The organism is Bacillus sp. CGMCC 1.16541 (assembly GCF_003184905.1).
In the GTDB taxonomy this organism is placed as follows: Bacteria; Bacillota; Bacilli; order Bacillales; family Bacillaceae_H; genus Priestia.
Genome location: NZ_KZ821209.1, coordinates 48,683 through 72,991, shown reverse-complemented (window position 1 = coordinate 72,991; position 24,309 = coordinate 48,683). Strand labels below are relative to the sequence as shown.

The following is a 24,309-nucleotide window of genomic DNA, read 5'->3' as shown; positions in this document are numbered from 1 at the left end:
TAAATCCGAAAAAGTATTAAACTGAAAATTCAAACTATATTTATGCAACGCTAGTGAAAAAATAAGAATAATAAGAATAAAGGTAATAATACCCACGAAAAATAGTTCCAATTTCACTTACTTCCATTATCTAACTATTTTAAACTTTTAAACTATAATACTTTTTAGGGGGGAAAACAAATGAAAAAGCCACTTTTATCATTAGCAGTCGCAACAAGCTTAACATTTGGTGCTCTTACTGTACCGGCTTATGCAAAACCAATTGAAACCGTGCCAGCTTATGAGAAGTTCCAAAACGTTCTTGATCAAAAAGTGATTGATCGCATTAACGTTGAAAACATTTATAACAACATTGACTATTTAGCTCAACAACCTCGCGTCGCAGGAACAGAGGACGAGCATAAAGCGGCACAGTTTATTAAAGAACAGTTTCAATCATATGGATATAAAGCACAGTTAGAGGAATTTAAATATGTTGGCTATACACCAGCAAGTAAAGTAGAGCTTGCCGTTGATGGCTTCAATTTAAAGCCTACCTCCTTTACATACAGCGTTAGTGGAAACGTAACCGGAGAAGTAGAATACGCAGGATTAGGAACGAAAGACGAGTTAGCAAACAAAAACTTAACAGGGAAAATCGCCTTGATTCAACGCGGAGCGATTCCGTTTGGTGAAAAAGTATTAAATGCCGCTGAAAAAGGGGCAACTGCTGTTATTATCTATAATAATGCTGATGGGACGCTTAACGGAACACTAGGTGGAGCAAACAATAAATACGTACCTGCTGTCTCTCTGTCAAAATCAGAAGGTGAAGCTCTTTTAAACTCGTTAAAAAATGGGACAAGCCTACAAGCAACCGTAAACATTGAAGGTGCTGAAGTAAGTGAACGCACATCTTATAACGTAACGGCTACAAAAGCTCCAAACAATAAAAAGAAAGCGACAAATGACATTGTGGTTGTCGGCGCTCACTACGATTCAGTTCCAGGATCACCTGGTGCAAACGATGATGCTTCAGGTACAGCGATGACATTAGAGTTAGCTCGTGTCTTTAAAGACTTACCAACCGATACAGAACTTCGTTTCGTCACATTTGGTGCCGAAGAAATCGGATTACTTGGATCCAGAGCATATGTTAAAAACTTAACAGAAGACGAAATTGATCGTACGGTGGCAATGTTCAACTTAGATATGGTCGGAAGCCGTGATGCAGGCAATTTAGTGTTACGTACAGTCGATGGAAAGCCAAATTTAGTGACAGAACTTTCTCAAGCATCTAGTACACGCTTAAACGGCAGCCCAACACCATACGGACAAGGCGGAAGCAGTGACCACGTTCCATTCGGTGAAGTAGGAATTCCAGCTGCTCTCTTCATCCATAGTCCAGCTGAACCGTGGTATCACACACCAGAAGATTCAATTGATAAAATTAGTAAAGAAAAATTACAAGATGTAGCAGAAATTGTTGGTACAGCTGTATATGATCGTGTACGACCTGACCATCAAGGACCTAAGCCAACAAAAGGCAAAAAACAAGCAACTCCACACCTTTATCACGAACAAGAAATTCAATAATTACGATGCAAACCTCCCTCTTTTTTATAGGGAGGTTTATTCGTTTATATTTATAGAGGATAAAGTGATTTGTAATTTGGGTGATGTTTGAGTAATTCAGAAATCGTGACAAACTTATACCCTCTCTTTTCTAACTCAGGCAATATTTGTTTTAGTGCTTCAATTGTTTGTCGTCGATTTCCTCCTGTATCGTGAAACAGCACAATGTCACCTGATCTGGCGTTATTTAATACTTGACTAACAATTCGTCCAACACCTGGGTTTCTCCAGTCAAATGTATCTTGATGCCACGACCACATCACAACCGTATACCCTTGGCTTTTCGCTGCATTTACAACATTATCATCGTAATAGCCTGTCGGAGGACGAAACAGGTATGATGGCTTACCCGTTATTTCTTCAATGGCTGTGCCTGCTCGTTTTATCTCTTCTTCAATTCGTTCGACGGATTGTCCTTGTACTTGAAGGTGACTATATGTATGATTCGCAAGTTCATGCCCTTCTTTTACTTGCCTTTTCACAAGTCTTGGATAGCGATCAATTCGATTTCCTACTACAAAGAATGTTGCTTTTGCTTCATACTCGTCTAGTAAGTCTAAGATGACGGGTGTATACCGAGGATCCGGACCATCATCGAACGTTAAGGCAATAATTTTCTCTTCTTTTGTCGGGACTTCCCATACAATGTCACCTTTTTTTTCGTAGTAAAATCGACTTTTTTTCGCAGCTTCAACTCCATGCCCCGTCATCATAATGACAATCGTTAAAACGAATGACATCCACATTCGAAATTGCTTCATGTTTCTCCCTCCAATTTAATCATCTTGTGAATTTAATTTATGACGAGAGTCTTTTTCTTGATGAACCATATCGTCTACAATTGCTCGCAAATCGCTCCAAAAAAGTTGCTCACTGCAAATGAGATGTTTTTCTTGTTCATGTTTTTCTTGTTTCTCCACTATTTTCACCTCGATATTTACGCTTATTAACGTTAGCATGTCCAATTTGCGTACGTTTACAAATTGGACATATCGGGTATTTATAAGAAGAATGAAAAGTAAAATTTTTGATTGGGAGGAAAATGATGAGTATTCCTTTATTCATTAGCGCACTGTTGCTCAGTTCTCCATCGACTATACATACAGAACCATCTACACCTATTTCTTACGTATCGATGGAAGAAAAGAAAGCCATCATTCTAGAAAGACTACTAGCATCTGAGGGAATGAGACCGCCCAAAAAAGCGTTCATCATTGAAAATGCCTCAAAAACAGCATTGTTAAAAACTAGTACAAATCAACAATATTCTCTCTACGTATTTAACGAATATGAGTTTGCAGAAGAAGAGCCGGGTAAAGACATGATTTTCTCAAAAGAAAGACCAAATGAATGGATGAGGATTGAAGTGTTACGAGATGATACAAACTTTGATGATGCTGCAAATGATATGAAAACCTTTTTTGAAGCAGGATTCGGCAATGCTAAAGAAGGAACGCCTCCCCCTTCCCCAGAAGGACTAACAAAAGATATTATAAAAGTGTATGAAACAGAAAGTGAAACGGAACTTGGGAGAGCTTACTTAATTAAAGGAAATCAATCACGTCCCCCACTTAGAGTAACAGTTGTTGCACCAAAAGAAACGAATAAAATAACAACCTTATTACACATGATTGGAACCATTAAAAAGAAATAATTGACGCACTTACCTTTCAATAGACGATCGCTATTGAAAGGTAAGCTTTTTTGTTAACTTCTTTTCTAATGAAATGAAATTTCTTTCATTATTTTGTAACTTTTTCTATTTTTTTTAGTCTAATTAACGAACAACTTTTTAGGAGGTTTTAATATGAAAAAATGGTTTTTTATTTTTATAGCCTGTGGTTTAATGATGACCGCTTGCGGTACGACTAATGATACAACGAAGGAAACAAATGGTGAGGCTCCTGCAATTGAAGAACCTCAAGATAGCAAAGACACTCAACGAGAAGACACAAACAAGCAAGATGGGGATACACCTGTTAGCTCTGACGATGAAATGATGCGCCTTCCTGAACAACTGATGACGTATGAAGTAGAAGGAATGAAAGAAGAACAAATGGGCTTTTTAAAGCAAAGTGAAAACCAAAATTATAGTTTATATGTGATGGAGAACTATACGTTTTCAGAAGAAGAGCCGGGTAAAGATGTGATTTCTTATAACAACAATAAAGATATGTGGATGCGTGTCGAATTACTTGAAGACAATAGCGACATCACTCAAATTGAAAAAGACACAAAAGCAATGATGGAAGCAGGGTTTAAAGAGGCAACGAAAGTAGATGGACCAAAAATGGAGAACTTTACGATTAAAGCAGCATATGAAGGACAATTAGGGGATGAAAAAGGAGCTTCTTATCTTGTAGAAGGAAACGAACAACATCCACCTCTTCGCCTAACCATTTTTGCTCCTACTGAAACTGAAAGTTATACACCATTTATGGAAATGGCAAAAACCATCGTTCAGTAAGAAGAGACTAACACTCATGTACTCAAAAGAGAGTGGGACATAACGAAATGATTCCTTCTCAAAAACGAACAAGAACGTTTCTGTCATCGTTATGTTACAGCAACAAGTTCGTTCCATTTCGCTCCAGCCACTCGCTTTCCGCGGGGAGGAACCTGAGTCTCCTCGTTCCTGTGGGGTCTCAGCCTTTCCTCTATTTCCCGCAGGAGTCGAGTGTCCTGTGCTCCATTCCACTATTCTTTTAAACTTGTTTTTTAATCAAAAAAATATCCGAACTACAAATAGAATATAACTATAAATAGTTCGGATATATTATCGACTGAAACACTTATGTCCCAGCCTCTTTTATTTCTCAAGCAGTATTGTGTTTTTTCATTTGTTTATGTTTCCACATCATATAACGATATCTCACAGTGCACCCAATGCAATAACCCATTAATGCAACTCCTGCAGCTGTAATGACCATGACGCTAAAAATTGCTCCAACAGTATTCCACTCAAATAAAAAACAAACAAATGCAGCAGTTAATAAACTCGTAGCAATCCATTGATTAAACATTTGTTGTGCTTTGTCTTCTTGTATATATGTGTGCATCGGTTGACGCAAAAATCGCTTTCCGACTACCATCATTGGATTTTTCTTTGTAATTAATGTACTAACTCCAACTGCTATCGGAATAAGCAATACATAAAACGAAACAAATAGTCCGAGGAATGTCGTCGCAACGATAAAAGCTTGATTAACTTGTACAAGTGGTTTTGGTATACTCATGTTGTCACTCCCATCATGTAACGGTGTTTCTTTTATTATATCGATTGATTTACTCGGAATAAAGAAAAAAATAACTGGCAACAGTTTATGTTTCTGTTGCCATCGTTGTTTATTTTAAATTCATCAACTTATTTTTTAACTCTTGCTCCATATGATGCAATTCTTTTTCTGCTTCTGTTCGCTTCATTCGACCTTCTTGCTGAATTTTCAACACATCTTCTAATGTTGAAATTAAATCACTTTGTGTTTTCTTCAATGTCTCAATGTCAACAATACCCGCTTCGTTTTCTCTTGCCACTTCCACTGTATTTTGTTTTAACATTTCTGAGTTCTTTGTTAACAGATCATTTGTAGTTTTCGATACTTGTTTTTGCGCTTCCATTGCTTTCTTTTGACGCAACAGAGTCGTTGCAATGACCACTTGGTTTTTCCAAAGCGGAATCGCTGTTAAAATTGAGCTCTGAATTTTCTCCACCAATGTTTGATTCACTTCTTGAATCATTCGAATTTGCGGTGCACTTTGCAAAGCAATTTGACGACTTAACTTCAAATCATGTGTGCGTTTTTCAAGACGATTAATAAACTGATTCAAATCATTTACTTCTTGTACCATTAAATAATCATTCGTTGATGACGCTTTTTGCTGAAGAACAGGCAACGTTTCTTGACGAAGTGTTTCAAGCTTGTATTCAGCTGCACCAATATACACATTTAACGCTTCGTAAAATTGACGATTTTTATCGTATAAATTATCGAGCATCATAATATCACGATAAAGCATTTGTTTAGAGCCTTCTAGTCTGTCAGCGATTTTATCAATTTCCACATTAATGCTTTGATATTTTGATAATAGTTGCTGAACTGGCTTTGAAATCCCTGAGAAAATTTTACTAAATACTCCTTTTTTCTTTTGAGTAAAGTCATTTGGATTGACTTGATTGATTTTACTCATCAGCTCGCCGATGACGTCACCTACAGGGCCTGAATCTTTCGTTTGCACATGTTGTAAAACCGATTGCGAGAATTGAGAGAGTTCAGTTTGAGCTGCGACTCCATATTGTAAGATGGCTTGCTGATTTTTAAAATCGATTTGTTCAGCAATTTTTTTTGCTCGTTCTTGATGTTCAGGTGTTAAATAATCAAACGTACGTTGAGGCTTTTCGTCTACTGAACTTACTTCTTGTTTAGCAACAGGTGCTGCAAACGGATTATTTAATAAATCATCTAATGTATGGTCTTTTTCTAATTCCTTCATTGTTCGTTCCTCCTACTCCTTACTTTCGACGGTCTGTTGAAGTTGGAATCCATGGTTTATCATGTTGAAACGTTTGTTTTAACACTTTCATCTCCACATCAAGCGTCAACACATCATTGGATAGCGCTTGATTTAAAAGCTGATCATATTTTATAGCCATGTCATCGAGCATTACTTCTGCTTCCTTTAAACTTTCTTTTATTTCGATGCTTTTTCCTGGTTTTGATAATAAAAAGAAATATCGCTCAACCAGTGTAATGGTAGAAGGCAAATAATTCACAAAGAACGGTTGCACATTTTTATAACGCATCGGTTCTTTTTCTACCATATCAATAATGGCTTTTGATACTTTATAAAGTCGAGATAGTTGCGTCCACATATGAATCGATCGCACTTTAAATCGATATCTACTCATAATGATTAACTTCTTTTTCGCTTCTTTCACTTGATGTTTTGAGTAAGCAATTTCTTCACGATATGGATTTTGAAGACGTTGCCTGACAGCACGAGTTACTGGAAATAGCAACGTCACTCCTCCCACACCAACGCTTGCAAGCATCGACATGAAAAGGTGTAAATCTAGTCCAAAATAAAAGATAGGCACCGACAAAGCGCCAGCTGTCCACGAAAGCGTAAGCCACTTTAATGCGTTCAATATCCTCACGCTCAATCACCCCTATTCTCGGTCGCTCATTGTATTCATTATATCATTTTAAGACATGTCATACACAAATGTAACTAATTGATTATACGAATGAACACATGCAAAAGTTTCATTATCCTCTTCTTTTCAACTGTTTCCCCCTACTATTTCAAGTGCTCAATAAAAATTAACTACTACCTTCGTATCCAAACAAAAAGATGCAAGCCCTAAAACGGTTCCTGCATCTTTCTCTCTTATTTATTATTCGAATGTGATCGTTTCAAGTCCGACAAATGGAACAGATGAATTATCAAACGTTAAATTTGTTAGCGCAATCAATGTATCACCTTGATAGAATAAATGTTGAACATCTCCATACGTTGTAAGCTGATATGCAGGCTTTAATGTTTGATAATCATAAGCTTGAATGTAATCTTGATGATTCGACGTATAGAATTCATTATTGAGAATATCAAATGCAATAGCTTTATACGGTCGATCAAGCTTTCCTGCGTACGTCATGTCAGTGCTATGGTTCAGTGTTGAACGGAATACATAGCTTTGTTGATTAAAAATATATTTTCCATCTGGTGAAATAGCTAGGTCAGGTGATAATGGATAATCCCCATGGTAAGGCGAAGGACGTTCAGATAATAGCTTTCCATTTTCAATATCATATACAGTCATATTTCTTGGTGATAAGTCCGTTGTAATGCTATATACCTTACTTCCTGATGGATGCATTGCGATATAGCTAGCATTTCGAATAGCTTGTGTACTTAAACGCTCACCTGTTTTACTACTATAACTATTTATAAACGTCCACTGACCAGATCCCGATGGAATGTATACAACTCCATCTGAAGTTGCCGCAATGTCAAAGGGGTCAAGCTCAATGTTAAATTGTTTCTCCACTTTCATACTGTTTGCATCAATCACCGCAAACGCCCCGCGCTGATTTTCCCCCCACCAACCTGGCGAATGTTTTCCTTTCAGCTGCGTTACATAAATCTTCCCATTCACATACGTCATTTTTTCGACTGGAAGCGGTAATCTGACACTTTCATACTCGTATGTTTCATAGTTTAATGCAACCACTTCATTCTCAATCGCATCTAGTAAGTAAAGAATTGGCTTTGACTCATGAATGTCAGTATCGAGTATTTTGATATCAAAAATCCCTTCAATTAGCGAGTCCGCTAAGTAAGGATTGTCTGGGCGAAACGATGAATCCAATAGTCTTGCCATAAATACAGCAAAATGCGCACGGCTTAATGATATATTTGGACGATATGTATCATCACCATATCCTGTTGTAATATTATTCGCAGCTAACGGACTCACAAAGTCGTATGCCCAATGTTTCTCATTGACATCTGTAAACTGATATGGATAAATACCTCGAAGATTATAGGCGTTAACTAAAATCTTCGCCATTTGCCCACGTGTTAACGTACCCCAAGAATCAAATCGACCATCTTGTTTTCCAGAAATGATTCCAATTTCCACTGCTTTAGCTACTTCTTCATATCCATAATCGCCAGGTTTTACATCTTTAAAGTTTGGATTAGGCGCATCTCCTACTTTTTCACCCATTGCACGAAGAATCATTTGCACAGCCTGTAATCGCTTAATCGGTTGATCTGGCTTAAACGTTCCATCATCATATCCTTTAATGATTTGTTTTTCTGTTAAAAAATCAATCTCATCTTTATAAAGACTTACATCTTTAAATGCAGATGCCGCTTGAGTCGTAAACGGATAAGCTAACGTGACTGCAAGTACAAAAACTACTAGTAGCGAAGTAATATAGCGCTTCACTTCTCAACCCCCTAAAAAAAAATAAATAACTTCAATAATGTACCATTAAATATGCATATTGAAATGAATCAAATTAACCATCTTTCCCTGAAAAGGGTGGGACATAACATAGCGATTTCTTCTCAAAGACAAACAATCACTTTTCAATCATCGTTCGGTTATTCAACAAGTTCGTTCCATTGCGCTACGACTATTCTTTTAAACTGATTTTCCACACAAATAAAAATACCCGAACTATCAAGAGTATAGAACTCACAATAGCTCGGGTATATCATCATCTGACAGATTTATGTTTCAGACACTTTTACATGTTACTCTTCTCGCTTGTTGTAATCATATTCTGAACGATTCACCGGCTCAAAACCTTCTGGCTTGTGGAAGCGTAATAAATCGCCATACACAAGCTTATCTGAAAGCTCAAGCTTTTCTTTCACTGCATCATCATATTTCTTATATTTCTTCGCAGCTTCTTCATCTAACGGTTCTTTTGTTTCATTGTTGTATACTTTACCATCAACTTGTGTAATTTCAGGTGTTACGAAGTCACCATTACGGAAAGGCACAAGCTCTTGATGGTCTTTCGACAATAAGTCTGTACCAAAATCTAAATAATCTTTTGTGTCGATTCCAAGTAAATGCATCACTGTTGGTCGAATATCAACTTGACCACCATATGTGTGGTTCACGCCACCTTTTGCTCCTGTTTTTTCTTCCATGTTTGGCATGTGAATAAACAAAGGAACACGTTGCAGCTGAGCATTTTCAAACTTATCAATGTCTTTTCCTAATACTTTAGACATTGCTTTGTTATGATTTGGTGAAATTCCATAGTGATCACCATACATAACAACCATTGTGTTGTCATATAAACCAGATGCTTTTAAATCATTAAAGAATTGCTCTAACGATTCATCCATATAGCGAGCTGTTTGGAAATAACCATCAACTGATTTATCGCCTGTTGTATGCGGCTCAATCGTTTGATCTTCCTCATCTAATGGATAAGGGAAGTGGTTAGATAATGTTAAGAACTTAGCCGTAAATGGCTGTTTTAACTCTTGTAAATAAGGCATTGATTCTTTAAAGAATGGCTTATCTTTTAATCCATAGTTTAACGTTTGTTCATCTGACATGTTGTAATAAGCTGAATCATAAAACTTATCAACACCTAATGATTTATACATTTCATCGCGGTTCCAGAATGATTTACCGTTTCCGTGGAACACTGCATTTGTATAACCTTTTTGACCTAAAATCGCTGAGTTTGCTTGATATGTGTTATTCGCCTTCGTTGTAAACACTGACCCTTGAGGTAATGGGAACAACGAGTTTTCTAACATAAACTCAGCATCTGATGTTTTACCTTGTGCTGTTTGATGAAAGATATTATCGAAATACATTGTATCTTGATTTTTTGTTAGTGAATTTAAAAATGGTGTAACCTCTTCACCATGCAACTTATAATCAATCGCAAATGTTTGCAATGACTCTAATGAGATATAAATGACGTTCATATCTTTTGCTTTGCCAAAAAATTGCTCATTGGGCTCTGCATACGTTGATTTTGTATAGTTCTCGATTTCTGTCACATCATTACTATCTGCTAAAGCACGTTGCGCTGATGATTTAGAACTTTGAATAATATCATAAACCGTATAGTTATACGCACCTAAATATTTCACTAAATAGTTACGATCAAACGTTCTTGTTAACAATTGAGGTCGATCCATCTCTGCTAACGCTAAGTTTGCACTAAACACAACCATTCCTGCTAAAAAGACACCTGTTACAGAACGACGTGTCATCGTAGGAAGTTGCACTTGCTTTCGTAACACAATTGTTAATGCAATAAAGAAATCGATAAAGTAAAGAAGGTCGTACGGCTGAATTAATGCCATTGCACTACCACCAAGTTGACCAAAGTTATCAGATTGTGTCAACACGGGAACCGTAATAAAATCGTTAAAGAATCGATAATACACGACGTTTGCATATAAAATAAATGATAAGAAAAAATGAATTCCGAGTAGTGCTTTTATTTTTCGACGCCCTTTAAACAGTAAGGCAAATGCAAAAAAGAAAATAGCTGAGCCTACTGGGTTAATGAATAGTAAAAATTGTTGAATAAAGTTTTCGATACCTAAGTCAAATTCAATTTGATAAACAGAGTACGTTTTAATCCAAAACATTAAAACGATTAAAGAGAAAAAACCAAGTTGCTTTACTGCAACATCTTTTGTTTGTTCAATGAGCTTGTTCATATTTATCACCTCTATATCTATATATAAGCTCATGGCAATTTTAAAAAAAGTCATGTTTACAAAAACTGTAAGATAACCTCAATCGCTCTTAACACATTTTAACGCTATAAAAATAATTGTCAACACTTTAGATAAAAAATAAGATTTGCGAATTATCGCCCATCATTGTGCTCTTACTATTCATTTTATCCTCTGTGATACGACTGAATACGCTACGGAGACTGTTAATGTTTTCTCGGTGCTGTTTGCTTCAAAAAGATCATTGTCATATACGTAACAAAACAACATTTGCCCCCAAACCGTTTTAAATAATTAACGATAGCTTCTTTTTCAATTTTTTTGTTACACTATTGTTACATTCATAAAAAGGAGTTTACGTATGAAGATTGAAAATATAAAAAGGTTTGCAATCGTTTATGAGTTTATTCTTTTTATATTAGCTCTTATATCGTTTGTACTAACTTGGAGCGAAGAAGGTCAATATGGTCTGTTAGATACATCTGTTTGGATTATCTTCGTCGTTGATATTGCCGTTCGATTCTTTTCCTCGCCAAATAAATGGGAGTACATCAAGCGAAATCCGCTTGATCTTATTGCTATTATTCCGTTAGACAATGTTTTTCAGCTATCTCGTGTTGTACGTCTCATTCGCGCAATTCGCCTGCTCATCATCATAAGAAGATATGCATTGCCTGTTGCTCATGCCTTAAATAAATATGGATTAAGTAAAGCATTAAGTGCTGTGACCATTCTTATCTTCTTAACATCCATTCCAATCGTTCATTTTGAGCCAAACATTAATAGCTACTCTGATGCCATCTGGTGGTCCATTGTCACAGCTACCACTGTTGGTTACGGAGATATCTCTCCAGAAACACTCGTTGGTCGTTTTATTGCTATTTTATTAATGCTTTTTGGAATTGGGTTAATTGGGATGATTACGGGTTCGATCACAAGCTATTTCTTATCAGAAGAAAAGAAACAAGATGAAACGACATCTTACTTAACATCTCAAATGAAAAGAATTAATGAATTAAGTGTAGAAGAACTTGATATTTTAATCACTATTTTGAATGAAAAGAAAAAAAGGGCCGAGACAACAGAGGCAAAAGACACCTCTGTTTGACTTAGCCCACAACATCTTTGGCCTCATAGTGGATTTATATCAATACATATTGCATATAACCCTATTTTCTTACGTTTATTGATTTATGCCTTCCTCTATAAAGGTAGGAGAGGGAATTTTTGCTCGTACGTTTACCTTTTTACGAAGTAATTTCGTTAATCGAATTCGGTTGTACCGTTGTACGACAATGAATGGTAGATTCACGATAATACCATAAACAAGCATGATGACTCCTACCGTAGGATGATTCCATAAAAAGAACAAAAACGCAGGGGGAATAGAAAGCCAGTGCGTCAACTCTCCCCTTTTTGTTTCTAATAAAAAGCGATACAAATATGATGATTCATACTTTTTTAATGTCCGTTTCTGAAATCCTTTCCTATATAGACCTCCCGCTTCTGGAAGTTTGTCTTTCCATCTTTTAATCCATATCTTTTCATAACATTTCCCGTCCCTTTCCCACACTCTCTCTTTGCAAATCCATCCATCCCGTTCTAAGAATGCAAGCGAAAGCTGCACGCCAATGTAAGACATCCCCATATGAATTGCAAACCAAGCGATGATATTAATAAAAATTGTAGTAACAGGTGACAGTTCAATCATTTAAACAACTTCCTTTTTCTTGTATCCACTTCAATTTGGCGACCTTTCCACGAAATCGTTTTAAACAAATGCGTTTCAACAAACGACCATAAAAACACAAACACAAAAAACACAATATGAATTGGAAATAAAAAAGCAGAAACGAAACCAAACGAACCAACCGTATGAAACACACGATAAAGTAAAAGTGTAATAAGTGCATAACCAATTGACAAAGCGAACGGAAATTCTTTCATATAAAATGGAAATTGAAAAACAAAGGTTGTCATTCCTGTTATCCATACACTAATGACCAATAAATAAAGAGGGTGAGTAGCTGATGCACCAGACGCGAAGCTTTTTTTCCATCCATTAATAAGATCAAAAAGACCATTAGGATACATCCTCATTGATACGGCTCCTTTTCCACCCACACATGTTAGACTTCCATTCTGTTGTAAAACATGTTGAGCAAATGCCATGTTTTCCACTACTTCGCTTTTCACTGCTTCATGACCACCAAATGCAAAGTAGTCTTTTTTGCTACATATCACACACTGACCAAATCCACCTTTTGGCTTTGTCCACTGTTGAAACAAGTGAAAAGTTCCCATCGAAGCGTATGTCACAAAATGAAACATAGCTGAAAGTTTTTCATACACTTTTTTCACTTTATGAAAGGGATGAATAAAAACAAAGCCGTTATTCTTTTCAAATCGATCAATCATTTTACACAAGCCGTTCTTTTCAATGATGGTATCTGCATCTAAAAAGATCAATATATCTCCTGTTGCTTGCTTTGCACCGTTCCAGCATGCCCATGATTTACCTAACCATCCACTTGGAAGTGAATGAGGTTTTATGACAACAGCTCCATATTGTTTGGCAACCTCACTTGTGTTGTCTGTTGAATGATCATCCACAACAATAATTTCATGTACTTGCTCCGTAATCGAAGATAATAAATGACCGATGTTTTCCGCTTCATTTCGAGCAGGGATGATCACAGACACATGTAGCAATTCATTCGACCGCCTGCTCGGAACAGCAAATTGAAAGGTCGGAATGTACGTAAATAAAAAAGCCGTAATCGCAATCGTCACAATAAAAAACGACATAAAATTCCTCCTAACGTATGAAATAATTCAAACTGGATAAAATGGGAAACTGAATAGAAAATAGTTGGAAATATAAGGTATACACATTGCTATTCTTAACAACTCTTCAACTTTTTATAAGGAGGAAACACAAATTGAAAAAGAAAGTTCTTGTTGTTGGTGCAGGTTTAGGGGGATTATCGGCTGCCATTCGCCTTGCCTCAGATGGATATGAGGTAACCGTCGTCGAAAAAGGAGAACGAATTGGCGGAAAGTTAAACGTTCGTAGTGGAAAAGGATTTACCTTTGATACAGGTCCTTCTATCTTGACGATGCCTTGGGTACTTGAACAATTATTTGCCAGTGCAAACCGAGACGTCCATGATTACTTACACATTGAACGCGTTGAGCCACAGTGGCGAACATTTTTTGAAGATGGAAAAACAATTGACTTAACAAGTGATCTTCCAAAAATGTTAGAAGAAATTAAAAAGGTTTCTCCAGAAGATGCAGATAATTTCTTCGACTATTTACATTACTGTAGCAAAATGTACGAATATAGTATGAAAAGCTTCTACAAAAAGAGCTTAGATGGCTTACAAGATTTACGTTCCCTGCATAGTGTCAAAGAACTATTAAGTATGGACCCAATGAAGTCAATGGATGCTTCAACAAGAAAGTACATCAAAGACAAACATCTACGTCAATTATTTAACTTCTTAATTATGTATATCGGCTCTTCTCCATACAACACACCAGCTATTTTATCGCAACTTACTCATGTTCAACTAGGACTTGGTATTTACTACGTACAAGGTGGCATGTATAAAATAGCAGAAGCGTTAGGAAAAGTATTAGATGAATTAGGCGTTGAAGTTCGTTTAAATACAGCTGTGAAACAAATCGTTACAAATGGACATCGTACATCAGGCCTTTTACTTCAAACAGGTGAAATGCTTCATGCTGACATCATAGTATCAAATCTTGAAGCGATTCCGACATATCGCACACTATTGAACGAGCATCCACAAGCGAAACGGGAAGTGGAGCAGCTTTCAAAATATGAGCCAACGGTTTCAGGTCTTGTACTACTTTTAGGTGTAAATCGTCAATTCGATCAATTAGCGCATCACAATTTCTTTTTCTCCGAAGATCAAAAAGTCGAATTTGATACAATTTTTAACAAAAAAGAAATCGCGGAAGATCCAACGGTTTACGTTGGTATCTCTTCAAAGTCAGATCCAACTCAAGCACCTAAAGGAAAAGAAAACTTATTTGTTCTTACCCACGTTCCTCCGTTAAAAGAAGGTGAAGACTGGGCAGACATTCAAGCTCATTACCGTAACGTTGTCTTAACAAAGTTAGAACGAATGGGTATGACAGGATTGCGTGATAGCATTGAATTTGAATATACGTTTACACCAAATAACCTTCAAGAGTTATACGGTTCAAACGGTGGTTCAATCTATGGAGTTGTGACTGATCGTAAGAAAAACGGCGGATTTAAAATCCCAAGCAAAAGCCACCTTTTCTCAAATCTTTACTTCGTAGGCGGCTCAACTCACCCAGGTGGTGGTGTTCCGATGGTTACCCTTTCTGGACAATTAACAGTGGACGCCATTAACGAAGACTTTAACACGCCTCGTAGCAACCGAGAAATTGGATAAAAATAAAAAACTGCCTCAACCATTAGATAACAAAATGGTGAGGCAGGTTTTTGTACTTTTTTTATAGATGGTATATCTCATATTAGAATTATCGTTCCCTTGTAACGAGCAGCTCACCTCACGCTCCATGGAAAGAGAGCCATCTGAAGGGGAAGTTCCCAAACCTCGGCTCCTTTACACGTGACAATTCCCTTTTACAAACGAATATAATGTCCTGGACCTAACGGTAAACCGAGGAAGTACCAGATTGAGAACAAAATAGTCCAGAAAATAAAGTAAGCAATGGAGTACGGCAATAACGCTGAAATAAGTGTACCTACACCTAAATTTTTATCATATTTCTTCGCAAACGTAAGGACAATTCCAAAATAAGCAAGCATCGGTGTAATTGGATTTGTAATCGAATCACCAATTCGATACGCCATTTGAGTAAACGCTGGACTATAACCGACTAACATGAACATCGGAACGAAAATAGGACTTAAAATGGCCCACTTTGCTGATGAGCTAGCAATCAACAAATTAATGACACCACAAAGAACAATAAACCCTAGCAATAAAGGTAAGCCCGTTAAACCGATTGCTTGTAAAAGTTCGGCTCCTTTAATGGCAATGATTGACCCTAAGTTACTCCACTCAAAATAGGTAATCATTTGTGCGGAAATAAACGCTAATACAATGTAATAGCCCATTCCAGACATCGCTTTTGTTAAATGTTGCGACACATCTTTGTCTGATTTTAAGACATTTGCTCCAATTCCATATGCAAGTGCTGGAATAAAGAACGCAAAGAACATAATTGGAACAAGTCCATCCATAAATGGCGAATCTAACAATCCTCCATTTTCAGGATGACGCAATAGTGCATCTTTGGGTAATGTCGCAGCAAGCAACAACACAAGATAGACTGTAAAGGATACCCCCGCCCATTTAAGGCCCTTTTTCTCTCCGTTTGTTAAATCCGTTGTTTCTCCTTCTGTATTGACAGGACCTTCATATAAACCAAAGCGCGGTTCAACAATTTTTTTCGTCACAAATACCGTAACCGGAATTAATACAAAAGTTGAAGCAACTAAAAAGTAATAGTTCATCGCTGGGTTTGCTTTATATGACTTGTCAATAAACTGCGCACTTGATTCTGTAAAACCTGCAATCATTACATCGAGCATCGCTAAAATTAAATTAGCACTAAACCCTCCGGCAACCGCTGCATACGTCATAGTTAACCCAACAATTGGATGTTTACCAATTGATAAAAAAACTAATGCCGCAATTGGTGGTAGCACGATCATCGCTGCATCCGCGGCTGAATTACCTAACACTCCAATCAATACAATTGAAGGTAAAATAAGCTTTGTCGGTGCGATTGACACCATCTTCTTTAACAACGCGGATACAAGACCTGTTGATTCCGCGAGCCCTACCCCTAACATTACAACAAGTACTAATCCAAGTGGTGGAAAGGACATAAAGTTGTTAACCATCTCTGATAAAATTTTCACAAGTCCATCGCGACTTAGTAAGTTCACAGCTTCAATCTTTTCTTTTGTTGCGGGATTAATCGCTGACACTCCAAGCTTTCCTGCAATAAAAGAACTGATCAAAATAAGCACTGTTAAAATGAAGAAAAGTGTAATAACATCCGGAAGCTTATTTCCAGCTTTCTCAATAAAATCTAGAAAGTATTGAAAAATACTTCTCCTTTGCTTTGGCTTCGATATTTCTGTATTTGGTGTTGACATGATGATTCACGTCTCCTTTCTCTATATTGTTTGTATGATTTCTAACCCTCCCTATTTTCAGAATGTTTTACAAATATAATAAAGAATCAATTATTTGTAAAGGTATTTCCGATAATTTTTACACTATTTAAACAATAACTCTAGTTCTAATTCCTTATTTTTCTTTTACAAATGTTTACTCTATCAGTGGACGGGTACTTCATTTTCAGGAAGCACTAGTGACCTTAAACGTTTTCGGTATGTACCTATAAAAGAACAGTTTAGTCATTTGTATCGAAATATTCTTAATTAATAAATACTATCTCAAACCATTAACGAAAGTGAGGAAAAAGCATGAATTCAGTCAGCATTTGGTTCACTCTATTATCTTGTGCATGCTTCATGGGACTTGTAGGTTGGGTTTCTTATCAAAAAACAAAAGGTGAAGTAAACGATTCAACCGGATATTTCCTTGCTGGCCGAGGATTAACAGGAGGGTTTATTGCAGGATCTCTTTTGTTAACAAACTTGTCTGCTGAACAATTAATTGGATTAAACGGACAAGCGTATCGAACAAATTTATCAAATATGGCTTGGGAAGTAACGGCATTGTTCGCGATTGTCGTGATGGCGATTTATTTATTACCAAAATACTTAGGTGGAAGCTTTACCACCTTACCTGAATTTTTTAGTACTCGTTTTGATGAAGGAGTGCGACGTTACACAGTCATTTTATTTATGCTTGGATACATTTTCGTAACCATTCCCTCTATGCTTTACTCTGGTGCACTTGCCGTCTTGCAACTTTTTGATATTCCGAGCCTACTCGGAATTAGTTATACACAATCGGTTTGGCTCGTCATTTGGATCATTGGAATTATTGGCGCAATTTACGCCATCTGTGGAGGATTAAAAGCGGTGGCCGTGTCAGATACCATTAACGGAATCGGTTTACTCATTATCGGAATTCTTGTTCCCATTTTAGGTTTTATTGCTTTAGGAAATGGAAACTTAGTAGACGGCATGAAAACAATTGCAACGAATCATCCTGAAAAGCTAAATGGCATTGGAACCAAGCAAGACTCTGTTCCGATTGGCACGATTTTTACAGGAATGATTTTTGCTAACTTGTTTTATTGGGCGTCTAATCAATATGTCATTCAGCGCACATTAGGAGCAAAAAACTTAGCAGAAGGTCAAAAAGGGGTGCTCATTTCAGGATTTTATAAACTGTTAGTACCTGTTTTTATGATGATTCCTGGTGTCATTGCGTTTCATCTTTACGGAGATTCCTTACAAACCGTTGACTTGGCTTATCCCACTTTAATTGCTGATGTGTTACCAACGTATTTGTCAGGATTTTTCTTAGCTGTTCTATTAGGAGCCGTGTTTAGCTCATTTAATTCATTGTTAAATAGTGCAGCGACGATGTTTGCACTTGATATTTACAAATCACAAGTAAATCGTGATGCATCGGATAAACGCCTTATTTTAGTAAGTAAATATTTCGGCTCAGTGGTAGCTCTTATTACATTATTTATTTCACCCCTACTCATGCAAGCACCCGATGGTTTATGGGATTTAATTCGTAAGTTCACAGGATTTTTCAACATTCCAATTATCGCTATTTTACTCGTTGGTGTGTTCTCAAAGTTTGTTCCATCAATTGCAGCTAAAGTGGTCATTCTCTTTCATATTATTACGTATTACATGCTCGTATGGGGTACAAATCACTTATTTAATTTTACAGTCGACATTCATTTCATCCATCTTTATGCGATTCTCTTTTTTGTAGAAGTTGCCATTATGCTCTTAATTGGAAAAGTAAAGCCGAGATCTACCCCTTATGTTTTCAAAGCGAATCCATCTGTTAATATGACACCATGGAAATATACCTTACCAACAGCAATTGTGCTTTTAGCGCTTGTTGCACTTACGTACATTGTATTTTCCCCTATCGGTGTTGCTTATGAACGAGCCATTGTCTCACCGATGTTTGGTTATGCAGTAGGGGCACTTATTGTCCTAACAGGGGTACTCATTTATTTCTCTTTGAAACAATGGCATAAAAAATACGCAACACTTATTCAAAAACAATCCATTTCTTCAATAAAAGTGGTTTCCTAACAATAAAGCTATGTCAGTAAACTCTCCATCTGACATAGCTTCATTTTATAAAAAAGCCTTATTAAAAATTCATGCGAGATTGTCCACCATCTACATTTAAGCTCGCACCAACAACCCAAGATGCTTGTTCAGATGCGATAAACACAACTGCATTCGCGACTTCTTCTACCGTACCAAAGCGACCTGCTGGAATATTCTCTTTTACAAATTTCTTCATTTTCTCTGGATTCTCTTCGATTCGCTTTTGCCAATTCCCTGTTGCGTGCAAAATACTTCCTGGCGCTACACTATTGACACGAACACCAAATAAAATCATTTCATCGGCAAATGATTTTGTAAAACTAATGAGCGCTGCTTTTGCATTGTTATATGTTACTTTCCCTCCACTTTCACGGCCAAAAATAGACGTTACATTAACAATGCTACCGTAGCCTTTCTTTTTCATTTCTTCTCCAGCTAACTTACTTAAGTGAACCGCTGATATGTAGTTTAACTCCATTGCTTCAGAAAAAGTCGCCATGTCTGTTTCGAGTGCACTACTTCCATTACTTCCACCTGCATTATTGATTAGTATATCAATGCGACCAAATTCTGTTACGAAACGTTCAATGAGATTGATTCGTTCTTGTTCATTCGTTACATCTACTTCGTAAGTCGATACACCGTCTAACTGCTCACGCGCTTCTTGTAATGCTTCTTTTCCACGAGCTGCAATTGCTACATTCGCTCCTTCTTTTAAAAAAGCCGCTGCAATTCCTTTACCAATTCCTTTCGATCCACCTGTCACTAATACGTTTTTTCCTTTTAACTGTAAATCCATTTAATACCCCACCTTTCACACTTTATCTTACAATATTTTTTTCTTTACACAAAATAGGTTGTTACACAGGACAAATACATGTACTTCCGATATAATGCTACTTATTGTAAAAAAGATTTGAGATCGAGGGATAATCAATGAAACAAACATTCACAAAACAAGAAAAGGTAAAGCAATTCTTAATTATTCTAGTACCTATCTTAATTACACAGCTCGGTATGTTTTCAATGAACTTTTTTGACACGATGATGTCGAGTCGTGTAAGCGCAAATAACCTAGCAGGGGTAGCGATTGGGTCGAGTTTGTGGATGCCCGTTTTCACAGGGCTTAGCGGTATTTTAATGGGCATTACACCGATTGTGGCGCAACTAATTGGCGCAAACAATCGCAAGAACGTTCCATTTTCGGTTGTTCAAGGTATGTATGTTGGAGTTTTCATGTCACTCCTGATTTTAATTATTGGCTCTTTTGTGCTACAACCCATTTTAGATAAGATGAGTCTTGATCCTACAGTTGCGCTTATTGCTCGAGACTATTTAATCGCCTTATCAATTGGAATTGTTCCTCTGTTCATTTACACGGTTTTACGTAATTTTATTGATGCATTAGGTCAAACTCGTACAACGATGTTTATTACGTTACTTTCTTTACCAATTAATGTGTTGTTAAACTATGTATTTATCTTCGGAAAGCTTGGCGTTCCTCAATTTGGAGGCGTCGGTGCTGGCTATGCGACAGCCATTACCTACTGGTGCTTATTAATCATTACCCTTTGGATTATTGTCCGTCGAGAGCCGTTTTCGTCCTATCGTATTTTCAAAAGACTTTATACCGTTTCACTCTCTACTTGGAAAGAACTTTTACTGATTGGGGTTCCAATTGGATTAGCTATTTTCTTTGAAACAAGCATTTTCGCAGCCGTGACGCTGCTCATGAGTGCTTACGACACGATTACGATTGCGGCCCATCAAGTAGCCATTAATTTCGCTTCTTTTCTGTATATGATTCCTCTTAGCATCTCAATTGCACTCACCATTGTGGTCGGTTTCGAAGCTGGAGCAAAACGATTTAAAGATGCGCGTGAATATAGTTACATCGGTATTACTATGGCCATTGGAATTTCCTTTTTATGTGCCGCATGGCTCTACTTCTTCCGTACTGAAGTAGCTACCATGTACACATCTGATGCACAAGTACTCGCTCTTACAACACAATTTTTATTATATGCTATCTTTTTTCAGCTATCAGATGCCTTGCAAGCTCCTATACAAGGTGCCTTACGAGGATATAAAGATGTGAACACAACATTTGTGATGGCTCTTATCTCTTACTGGGTTATTGGCTTGCCCCTCGGTTATGCATTAGCAAATTATACATCACTCGCAGCATTTGGCTATTGGATTGGACTCATTGTCGGCTTAGCACTAGGAGCAATTGGTCTATGTTACCGTCTTATCATTGTTCAACGCCAAAATAGCAAGTTAGCAAACTCCTAATAAAAAGAGAGCCTCACAGCGATTTAATAGTCACCGTGAAGCTCTCTTTTGCTATTACTTACTCGTTTGTAAAGCTTGTTCTAATTCTTTTAAAAGCATTTCTGCTCCTTCTTTACTTAATACGACATTCCCGTTTCCTAAAGAAAAGTTGTCATGAGAAACTTCACCTGTTAACACACAAGCTCCGTACGGTGTGTACTTCTTTAAGATAATTTCCTCTCCATCCACATAAATTTCAATCGGATCACCTTTATCGAAACTTAGCATCGTTCTTAATTCTTTAGGAATTACGACACGACCTAATTCATCAATTCTTCTCACAATACCTGTTGATTTCACAGTTAACACTCCTTTAGTGATAAAAGCCTTTTTAACCAATATTTATCTCATGTTGTATCATACCAATCATTGATTATGTAATAAATAGTTCATAATCATCAAAAGAATGATGATTAATTCGCTCTACTCTTCATGTTTTTTATTCGAGTTTTTTTACAGTTTCGCAACAAAAAATCATACTTTTAACCCCTCATTTACCAATTCAGTAACAATCTTTCGTTCTTTCTTTTCAACCCATACATTTTAAAACTGTATTTACAAACAAATCTAATCATGTAAAAATAAATACAACACTAAATGTTAACCAAAATATATTTTTAGTTAACATTTGAGAAGGAGGTAGAAATATGAGAGGAAAAACGTACGAATTAGTTATTTGTTCAATGTTTATTGGATTTATGGCAGTAGGAGCCAACATCTCTCCTTATTTAACAATTGGAGGCGTTCCGATTACTTTACAGTTATTAGTCGCTTTATTAGCTGGAGGGATGTTAGGAAGTCGACTAGGCGCATTCGCTATGGCGGCTTATATGTTTACAGGCCTAGTTGGGGCACCAATATTTGCTCAATTTAAAGGAGGAGTGGGTTCATTACTAAGTCCCACATTCGGGTTTATTGTTTCATTTATTTTCGTCGCCTACATAAGTGGAAAGATAATTGAACAATCTCCAAATCCGAAAAAGCGACACTTTTTATTTGCAAGCTTTGCTGGTCTCTTCTTAAATTACATAATTGGAACAAATTATATGTATGTGGTTCTACGTTTTTGGGCGGAAGCACCTGAAGCATTTAATTATATAATGGCATGGTCATGGATGCTTTTGTATATACCATTAGATCTCCTGGTCGCCATAAGCTCTGCATTTATTCTGCCTCGATTACATACCGCTCTAAAACGATACGCACCGACTAACACATATCGGTCGGTTTAAGAAGGCAAAGAAACGCCATTCACATTTCGTGAAATGGCGTTTTATACTTGTCCAAAGTTATCACGAATCGCTTTTTGGATCATTGATTCACATCTTTCTAATTCGACTTTTAATTGTTTTTTATATACTTTTGCTTTTTCTTCTCCACCGTCTGCGAATTTATAATAAACCACTTCTTGAAGCTTCATTCCTTCTTTTTTCTTCTTTACTTGCTTTAATACACCATCTTCAATTAAATCGTGCAGTGCCTTATACACTTCTGAATGATTTGGTTTATAGCCAAATGGACGAAATTCATCACGTAATACATCGAGAAGGCGTAATCCGTATAAGCGTTCTTGCTCTGTCATTGTAATCATGTATAATTTTAAAAATGCTCGCTGTTTTAATAAGAATCCACTAGATGTTCGTTTTTCAGTCATTTTATTCATCCTTTCTAGTATTTTCAAAATGTTCTTTGTTCTAATTATACTTTATTCACACGCAAGACTCCTTCTTTCACGCTCGAAAATCCGTCTTTTTTCGCTTCCTCAATAAATAACCATGAATATATACCTAACTTCACCTTCTTTTTAGTTCAGAATCATCTTTTTACTTCATATTATAATGTAACGAATAAAAAGTGAGGTGAGCATAGATGAGCAAAAAACCACCTGAAATTGACTGGAGCTCAATTCACGATAAAGTGGAAGACATGCTAGGCGTTCACTTTTGGAATGACCTACAAGGTATGCTTCCAAAGCGGTTCCCAAACATTGACCTTTATCAAACAGATACAGAAGGCATTGTTGTCATTGAAATTCCCGGCTTACAATCTAGTCAAGACGTACGGATTAAGCTTGAATCTAGTACGTTAACCATCGATGGCCATATTCCTTATTCCTACCCTATTTCTAAACAACAATTACTAAATAGCGAACGTCACACCGGCTCGTTTCAACGCACCATTCGAATTCCATTTCCTTATATCGATGATCAAATATCTGCTAAATATAAAAATGGTTTACTTGAAATACGATTGCAAAAAGATGTGCAAGACCAAACCATTTCCATTGAATTTGATGAAGAAAATTAATTACCCATCATTAAGACGCTGAGACAATAGGAGGAAAAAAATCCTGTTTGACTTAGCTTGCAACAGCCTTTGTCTCTTCATCCAGCTCTACTAATGGATAGAGAGGCAAGGGCTGTTGCACATACACCTACTTTCTTGAGTTTGTTTCCACCTGTTCCACCCTCTTCATACTTCCTCCCTCTAAATTTGTAAGCGTTTCATTATTGAATCTAGGTTTGGATTAGTGTATAAATATATAAGAAACAAAATTATTTCACTATTATAAAAATTAAAATTTAACTTTTTATTTTTATTCACTATGAAAATATGTTATTTTTATAACGTTGTATTTTTAAACATACATCTATATACCGTTTAAAACGAACAAACGATACAAAATATGCATAAATTATACAAATATATTTTCAAGTTTTTTCTTTCATGATTACGTATGATTAAAAACAACGTTTAAATATGTAAAAAAATTCATAGCAATGGTTGAGGTGAGCATCTTGAAA

Annotated in this window: 22 protein-coding genes; 9 read left to right on the top strand and 13 right to left on the bottom strand. The window is 36.6% G+C overall.

What is annotated here, in order from left to right; translation table 11 throughout:
- Positions 1–180 precede the first annotated feature (180 nt).
- The gene (locus DIS06_RS03820; RefSeq protein WP_110111945.1) at positions 181–1,575 is read left to right on the top strand and encodes a M20/M25/M40 family metallo-hydrolase; all 1,395 of its coding nucleotides are present in this window, start codon (positions 181–183) and stop codon (positions 1,573–1,575) included.
- Positions 1,576–1,625: 50 nt separating this feature from the next.
- Here the strand turns inward: DIS06_RS03820 and DIS06_RS03815 are convergent, their stop codons facing one another.
- Together DIS06_RS03815 and DIS06_RS20050 are read right to left on the bottom strand one after the other, a co-directional pair.
- Complete coding sequence (locus DIS06_RS03815; protein WP_239421858.1) at positions 1,626–2,324, bottom strand: polysaccharide deacetylase family protein; 699 nt, start codon at positions 2,322–2,324, stop codon at positions 1,626–1,628.
- 66 nt (positions 2,325–2,390) lie between these two features.
- Positions 2,391–2,534, bottom strand: a complete 144-nt coding sequence (locus DIS06_RS20050; protein ID WP_162595866.1) for a hypothetical protein — start codon at positions 2,532–2,534, stop codon at positions 2,391–2,393.
- A 125-nt stretch (positions 2,535–2,659) separates the two neighbouring features.
- Here DIS06_RS20050 and DIS06_RS03810 point away from each other — a divergent pair, with 125 nt between their 5' ends.
- Together DIS06_RS03810 and DIS06_RS03805 are read left to right on the top strand one after the other, a co-directional pair.
- Positions 2,660–3,268: a hypothetical protein gene (locus DIS06_RS03810; RefSeq protein WP_110111943.1), complete on the top strand. Its 609-nt coding sequence runs from the start codon at positions 2,660–2,662 to the stop codon at positions 3,266–3,268.
- A 153-nt stretch (positions 3,269–3,421) separates the two neighbouring features.
- Positions 3,422–4,081: a hypothetical protein gene (locus tag DIS06_RS03805; RefSeq protein ID WP_110111942.1), complete on the top strand. Its 660-nt coding sequence runs from the start codon at positions 3,422–3,424 to the stop codon at positions 4,079–4,081.
- Positions 4,082–4,430: 349 nt separating this feature from the next.
- On the opposite strand, the gene DIS06_RS03800 is transcribed toward DIS06_RS03805, so the two are convergent.
- The 5 genes from DIS06_RS03800 to ltaS all read right to left on the bottom strand — a co-directional run bounded on the left by DIS06_RS03800 (position 4,431) and on the right by ltaS (position 10,830).
- Complete coding sequence (locus DIS06_RS03800) at positions 4,431–4,850, bottom strand: DUF4395 domain-containing protein (protein WP_110111941.1); 420 nt, start codon at positions 4,848–4,850, stop codon at positions 4,431–4,433.
- Between the two features lie 109 nt (positions 4,851–4,959).
- Positions 4,960–6,105 carry a toxic anion resistance protein gene (locus DIS06_RS03795; RefSeq protein WP_110111940.1) on the bottom strand — a complete coding sequence of 382 codons (1,146 nt, stop codon included), beginning with the start codon at positions 6,103–6,105 and terminating at the stop codon, positions 4,960–4,962.
- Positions 6,106–6,124: 19 nt separating this feature from the next.
- Positions 6,125–6,769, bottom strand: coding sequence for a 5-bromo-4-chloroindolyl phosphate hydrolysis family protein (locus DIS06_RS03790; protein ID WP_110111939.1), 645 nt, complete (start codon positions 6,767–6,769; stop codon positions 6,125–6,127).
- Positions 6,770–7,009: 240 nt separating this feature from the next.
- Entirely contained in the window at positions 7,010–8,569 is a 1,560-nt protein-coding gene (locus DIS06_RS03785) for an S-layer homology domain-containing protein (protein ID WP_110111938.1), read from the bottom strand.
- A gap of 311 nt (positions 8,570–8,880) precedes the next feature.
- Positions 8,881–10,830, bottom strand: a complete 1,950-nt coding sequence (ltaS, locus tag DIS06_RS03780) for a lipoteichoic acid synthase (RefSeq protein ID WP_110111937.1) — start codon at positions 10,828–10,830, stop codon at positions 8,881–8,883.
- A gap of 379 nt (positions 10,831–11,209) precedes the next feature.
- Between ltaS and DIS06_RS03775 the strand changes: the two genes are divergently transcribed.
- A complete protein-coding gene (locus DIS06_RS03775) occupies positions 11,210–11,956 on the top strand; it encodes a potassium channel family protein (RefSeq protein ID WP_110111936.1) in 747 nt (248 codons plus the stop codon).
- Positions 11,957–12,031: 75 nt separating this feature from the next.
- Here DIS06_RS03775 and DIS06_RS03770 read toward each other — a convergent pair whose 3' ends face one another.
- Both DIS06_RS03770 and DIS06_RS03765 read right to left on the bottom strand, forming a co-directional pair.
- A complete protein-coding gene (locus tag DIS06_RS03770) occupies positions 12,032–12,559 on the bottom strand; it encodes a glycosyl-4,4'-diaponeurosporenoate acyltransferase CrtO family protein (RefSeq protein ID WP_110111935.1) in 528 nt (175 codons plus the stop codon).
- Positions 12,556–13,656: a glycosyltransferase family 2 protein gene (locus DIS06_RS03765; RefSeq protein WP_110111934.1), complete on the bottom strand. Its 1,101-nt coding sequence runs from the start codon at positions 13,654–13,656 to the stop codon at positions 12,556–12,558. Before DIS06_RS03765 ends, DIS06_RS03770 begins: the two co-directional genes overlap by 4 nt.
- Positions 13,657–13,790: 134 nt before the next feature.
- Between DIS06_RS03765 and DIS06_RS03760 the strand changes: the two genes are divergently transcribed.
- Positions 13,791–15,302 carry a phytoene desaturase family protein gene (locus DIS06_RS03760; RefSeq protein WP_110111933.1) on the top strand — a complete coding sequence of 504 codons (1,512 nt, stop codon included), beginning with the start codon at positions 13,791–13,793 and terminating at the stop codon, positions 15,300–15,302.
- A gap of 194 nt (positions 15,303–15,496) precedes the next feature.
- Here the strand turns inward: DIS06_RS03760 and DIS06_RS03755 are convergent, their stop codons facing one another.
- Positions 15,497–17,044, bottom strand: coding sequence for an AbgT family transporter (locus DIS06_RS03755; RefSeq protein WP_110111932.1), 1,548 nt, complete (start codon positions 17,042–17,044; stop codon positions 15,497–15,499).
- A gap of 333 nt (positions 17,045–17,377) precedes the next feature.
- Here DIS06_RS03755 and DIS06_RS03750 point away from each other — a divergent pair, with 333 nt between their 5' ends.
- On the top strand, positions 17,378–19,150 hold the full coding sequence (locus tag DIS06_RS03750; RefSeq protein WP_110111931.1) for a solute:sodium symporter family transporter: 1,773 nt from the start codon (positions 17,378–17,380) through the stop codon (positions 19,148–19,150).
- A gap of 61 nt (positions 19,151–19,211) precedes the next feature.
- Here the strand turns inward: DIS06_RS03750 and DIS06_RS03745 are convergent, their stop codons facing one another.
- The gene (locus tag DIS06_RS03745) at positions 19,212–19,970 is read right to left on the bottom strand and encodes an SDR family NAD(P)-dependent oxidoreductase (RefSeq protein WP_110111930.1); all 759 of its coding nucleotides are present in this window, start codon (positions 19,968–19,970) and stop codon (positions 19,212–19,214) included.
- Positions 19,971–20,107: 137 nt separating this feature from the next.
- Between DIS06_RS03745 and DIS06_RS03740 the strand changes: the two genes are divergently transcribed.
- Positions 20,108–21,466, top strand: a complete 1,359-nt coding sequence (locus tag DIS06_RS03740; RefSeq protein ID WP_110111929.1) for an MATE family efflux transporter — start codon at positions 20,108–20,110, stop codon at positions 21,464–21,466.
- A gap of 54 nt (positions 21,467–21,520) precedes the next feature.
- Here the strand turns inward: DIS06_RS03740 and DIS06_RS03735 are convergent, their stop codons facing one another.
- Positions 21,521–21,805 carry an AbrB/MazE/SpoVT family DNA-binding domain-containing protein gene (locus tag DIS06_RS03735; protein WP_110111928.1) on the bottom strand — a complete coding sequence of 95 codons (285 nt, stop codon included), beginning with the start codon at positions 21,803–21,805 and terminating at the stop codon, positions 21,521–21,523.
- Positions 21,806–22,152: 347 nt separating this feature from the next.
- On the opposite strand from DIS06_RS03735, the gene DIS06_RS03730 reads away from it, so the two are divergent.
- Positions 22,153–22,737, top strand: coding sequence for a biotin transporter BioY (locus DIS06_RS03730; RefSeq protein WP_110111927.1), 585 nt, complete (start codon positions 22,153–22,155; stop codon positions 22,735–22,737).
- 41 nt (positions 22,738–22,778) lie between these two features.
- Here DIS06_RS03730 and DIS06_RS03725 read toward each other — a convergent pair whose 3' ends face one another.
- Positions 22,779–23,159 carry a replication termination protein gene (locus DIS06_RS03725; protein WP_110111926.1) on the bottom strand — a complete coding sequence of 127 codons (381 nt, stop codon included), beginning with the start codon at positions 23,157–23,159 and terminating at the stop codon, positions 22,779–22,781.
- Positions 23,160–23,374: 215 nt separating this feature from the next.
- Between DIS06_RS03725 and DIS06_RS03720 the strand changes: the two genes are divergently transcribed.
- Positions 23,375–23,812 (top strand): Hsp20/alpha crystallin family protein, encoded by a 438-nt coding sequence (locus tag DIS06_RS03720; protein ID WP_110111925.1) that lies wholly within the window; start codon positions 23,375–23,377, stop codon positions 23,810–23,812.
- The last annotated feature ends 497 nt before the right edge of the window (positions 23,813–24,309 follow it).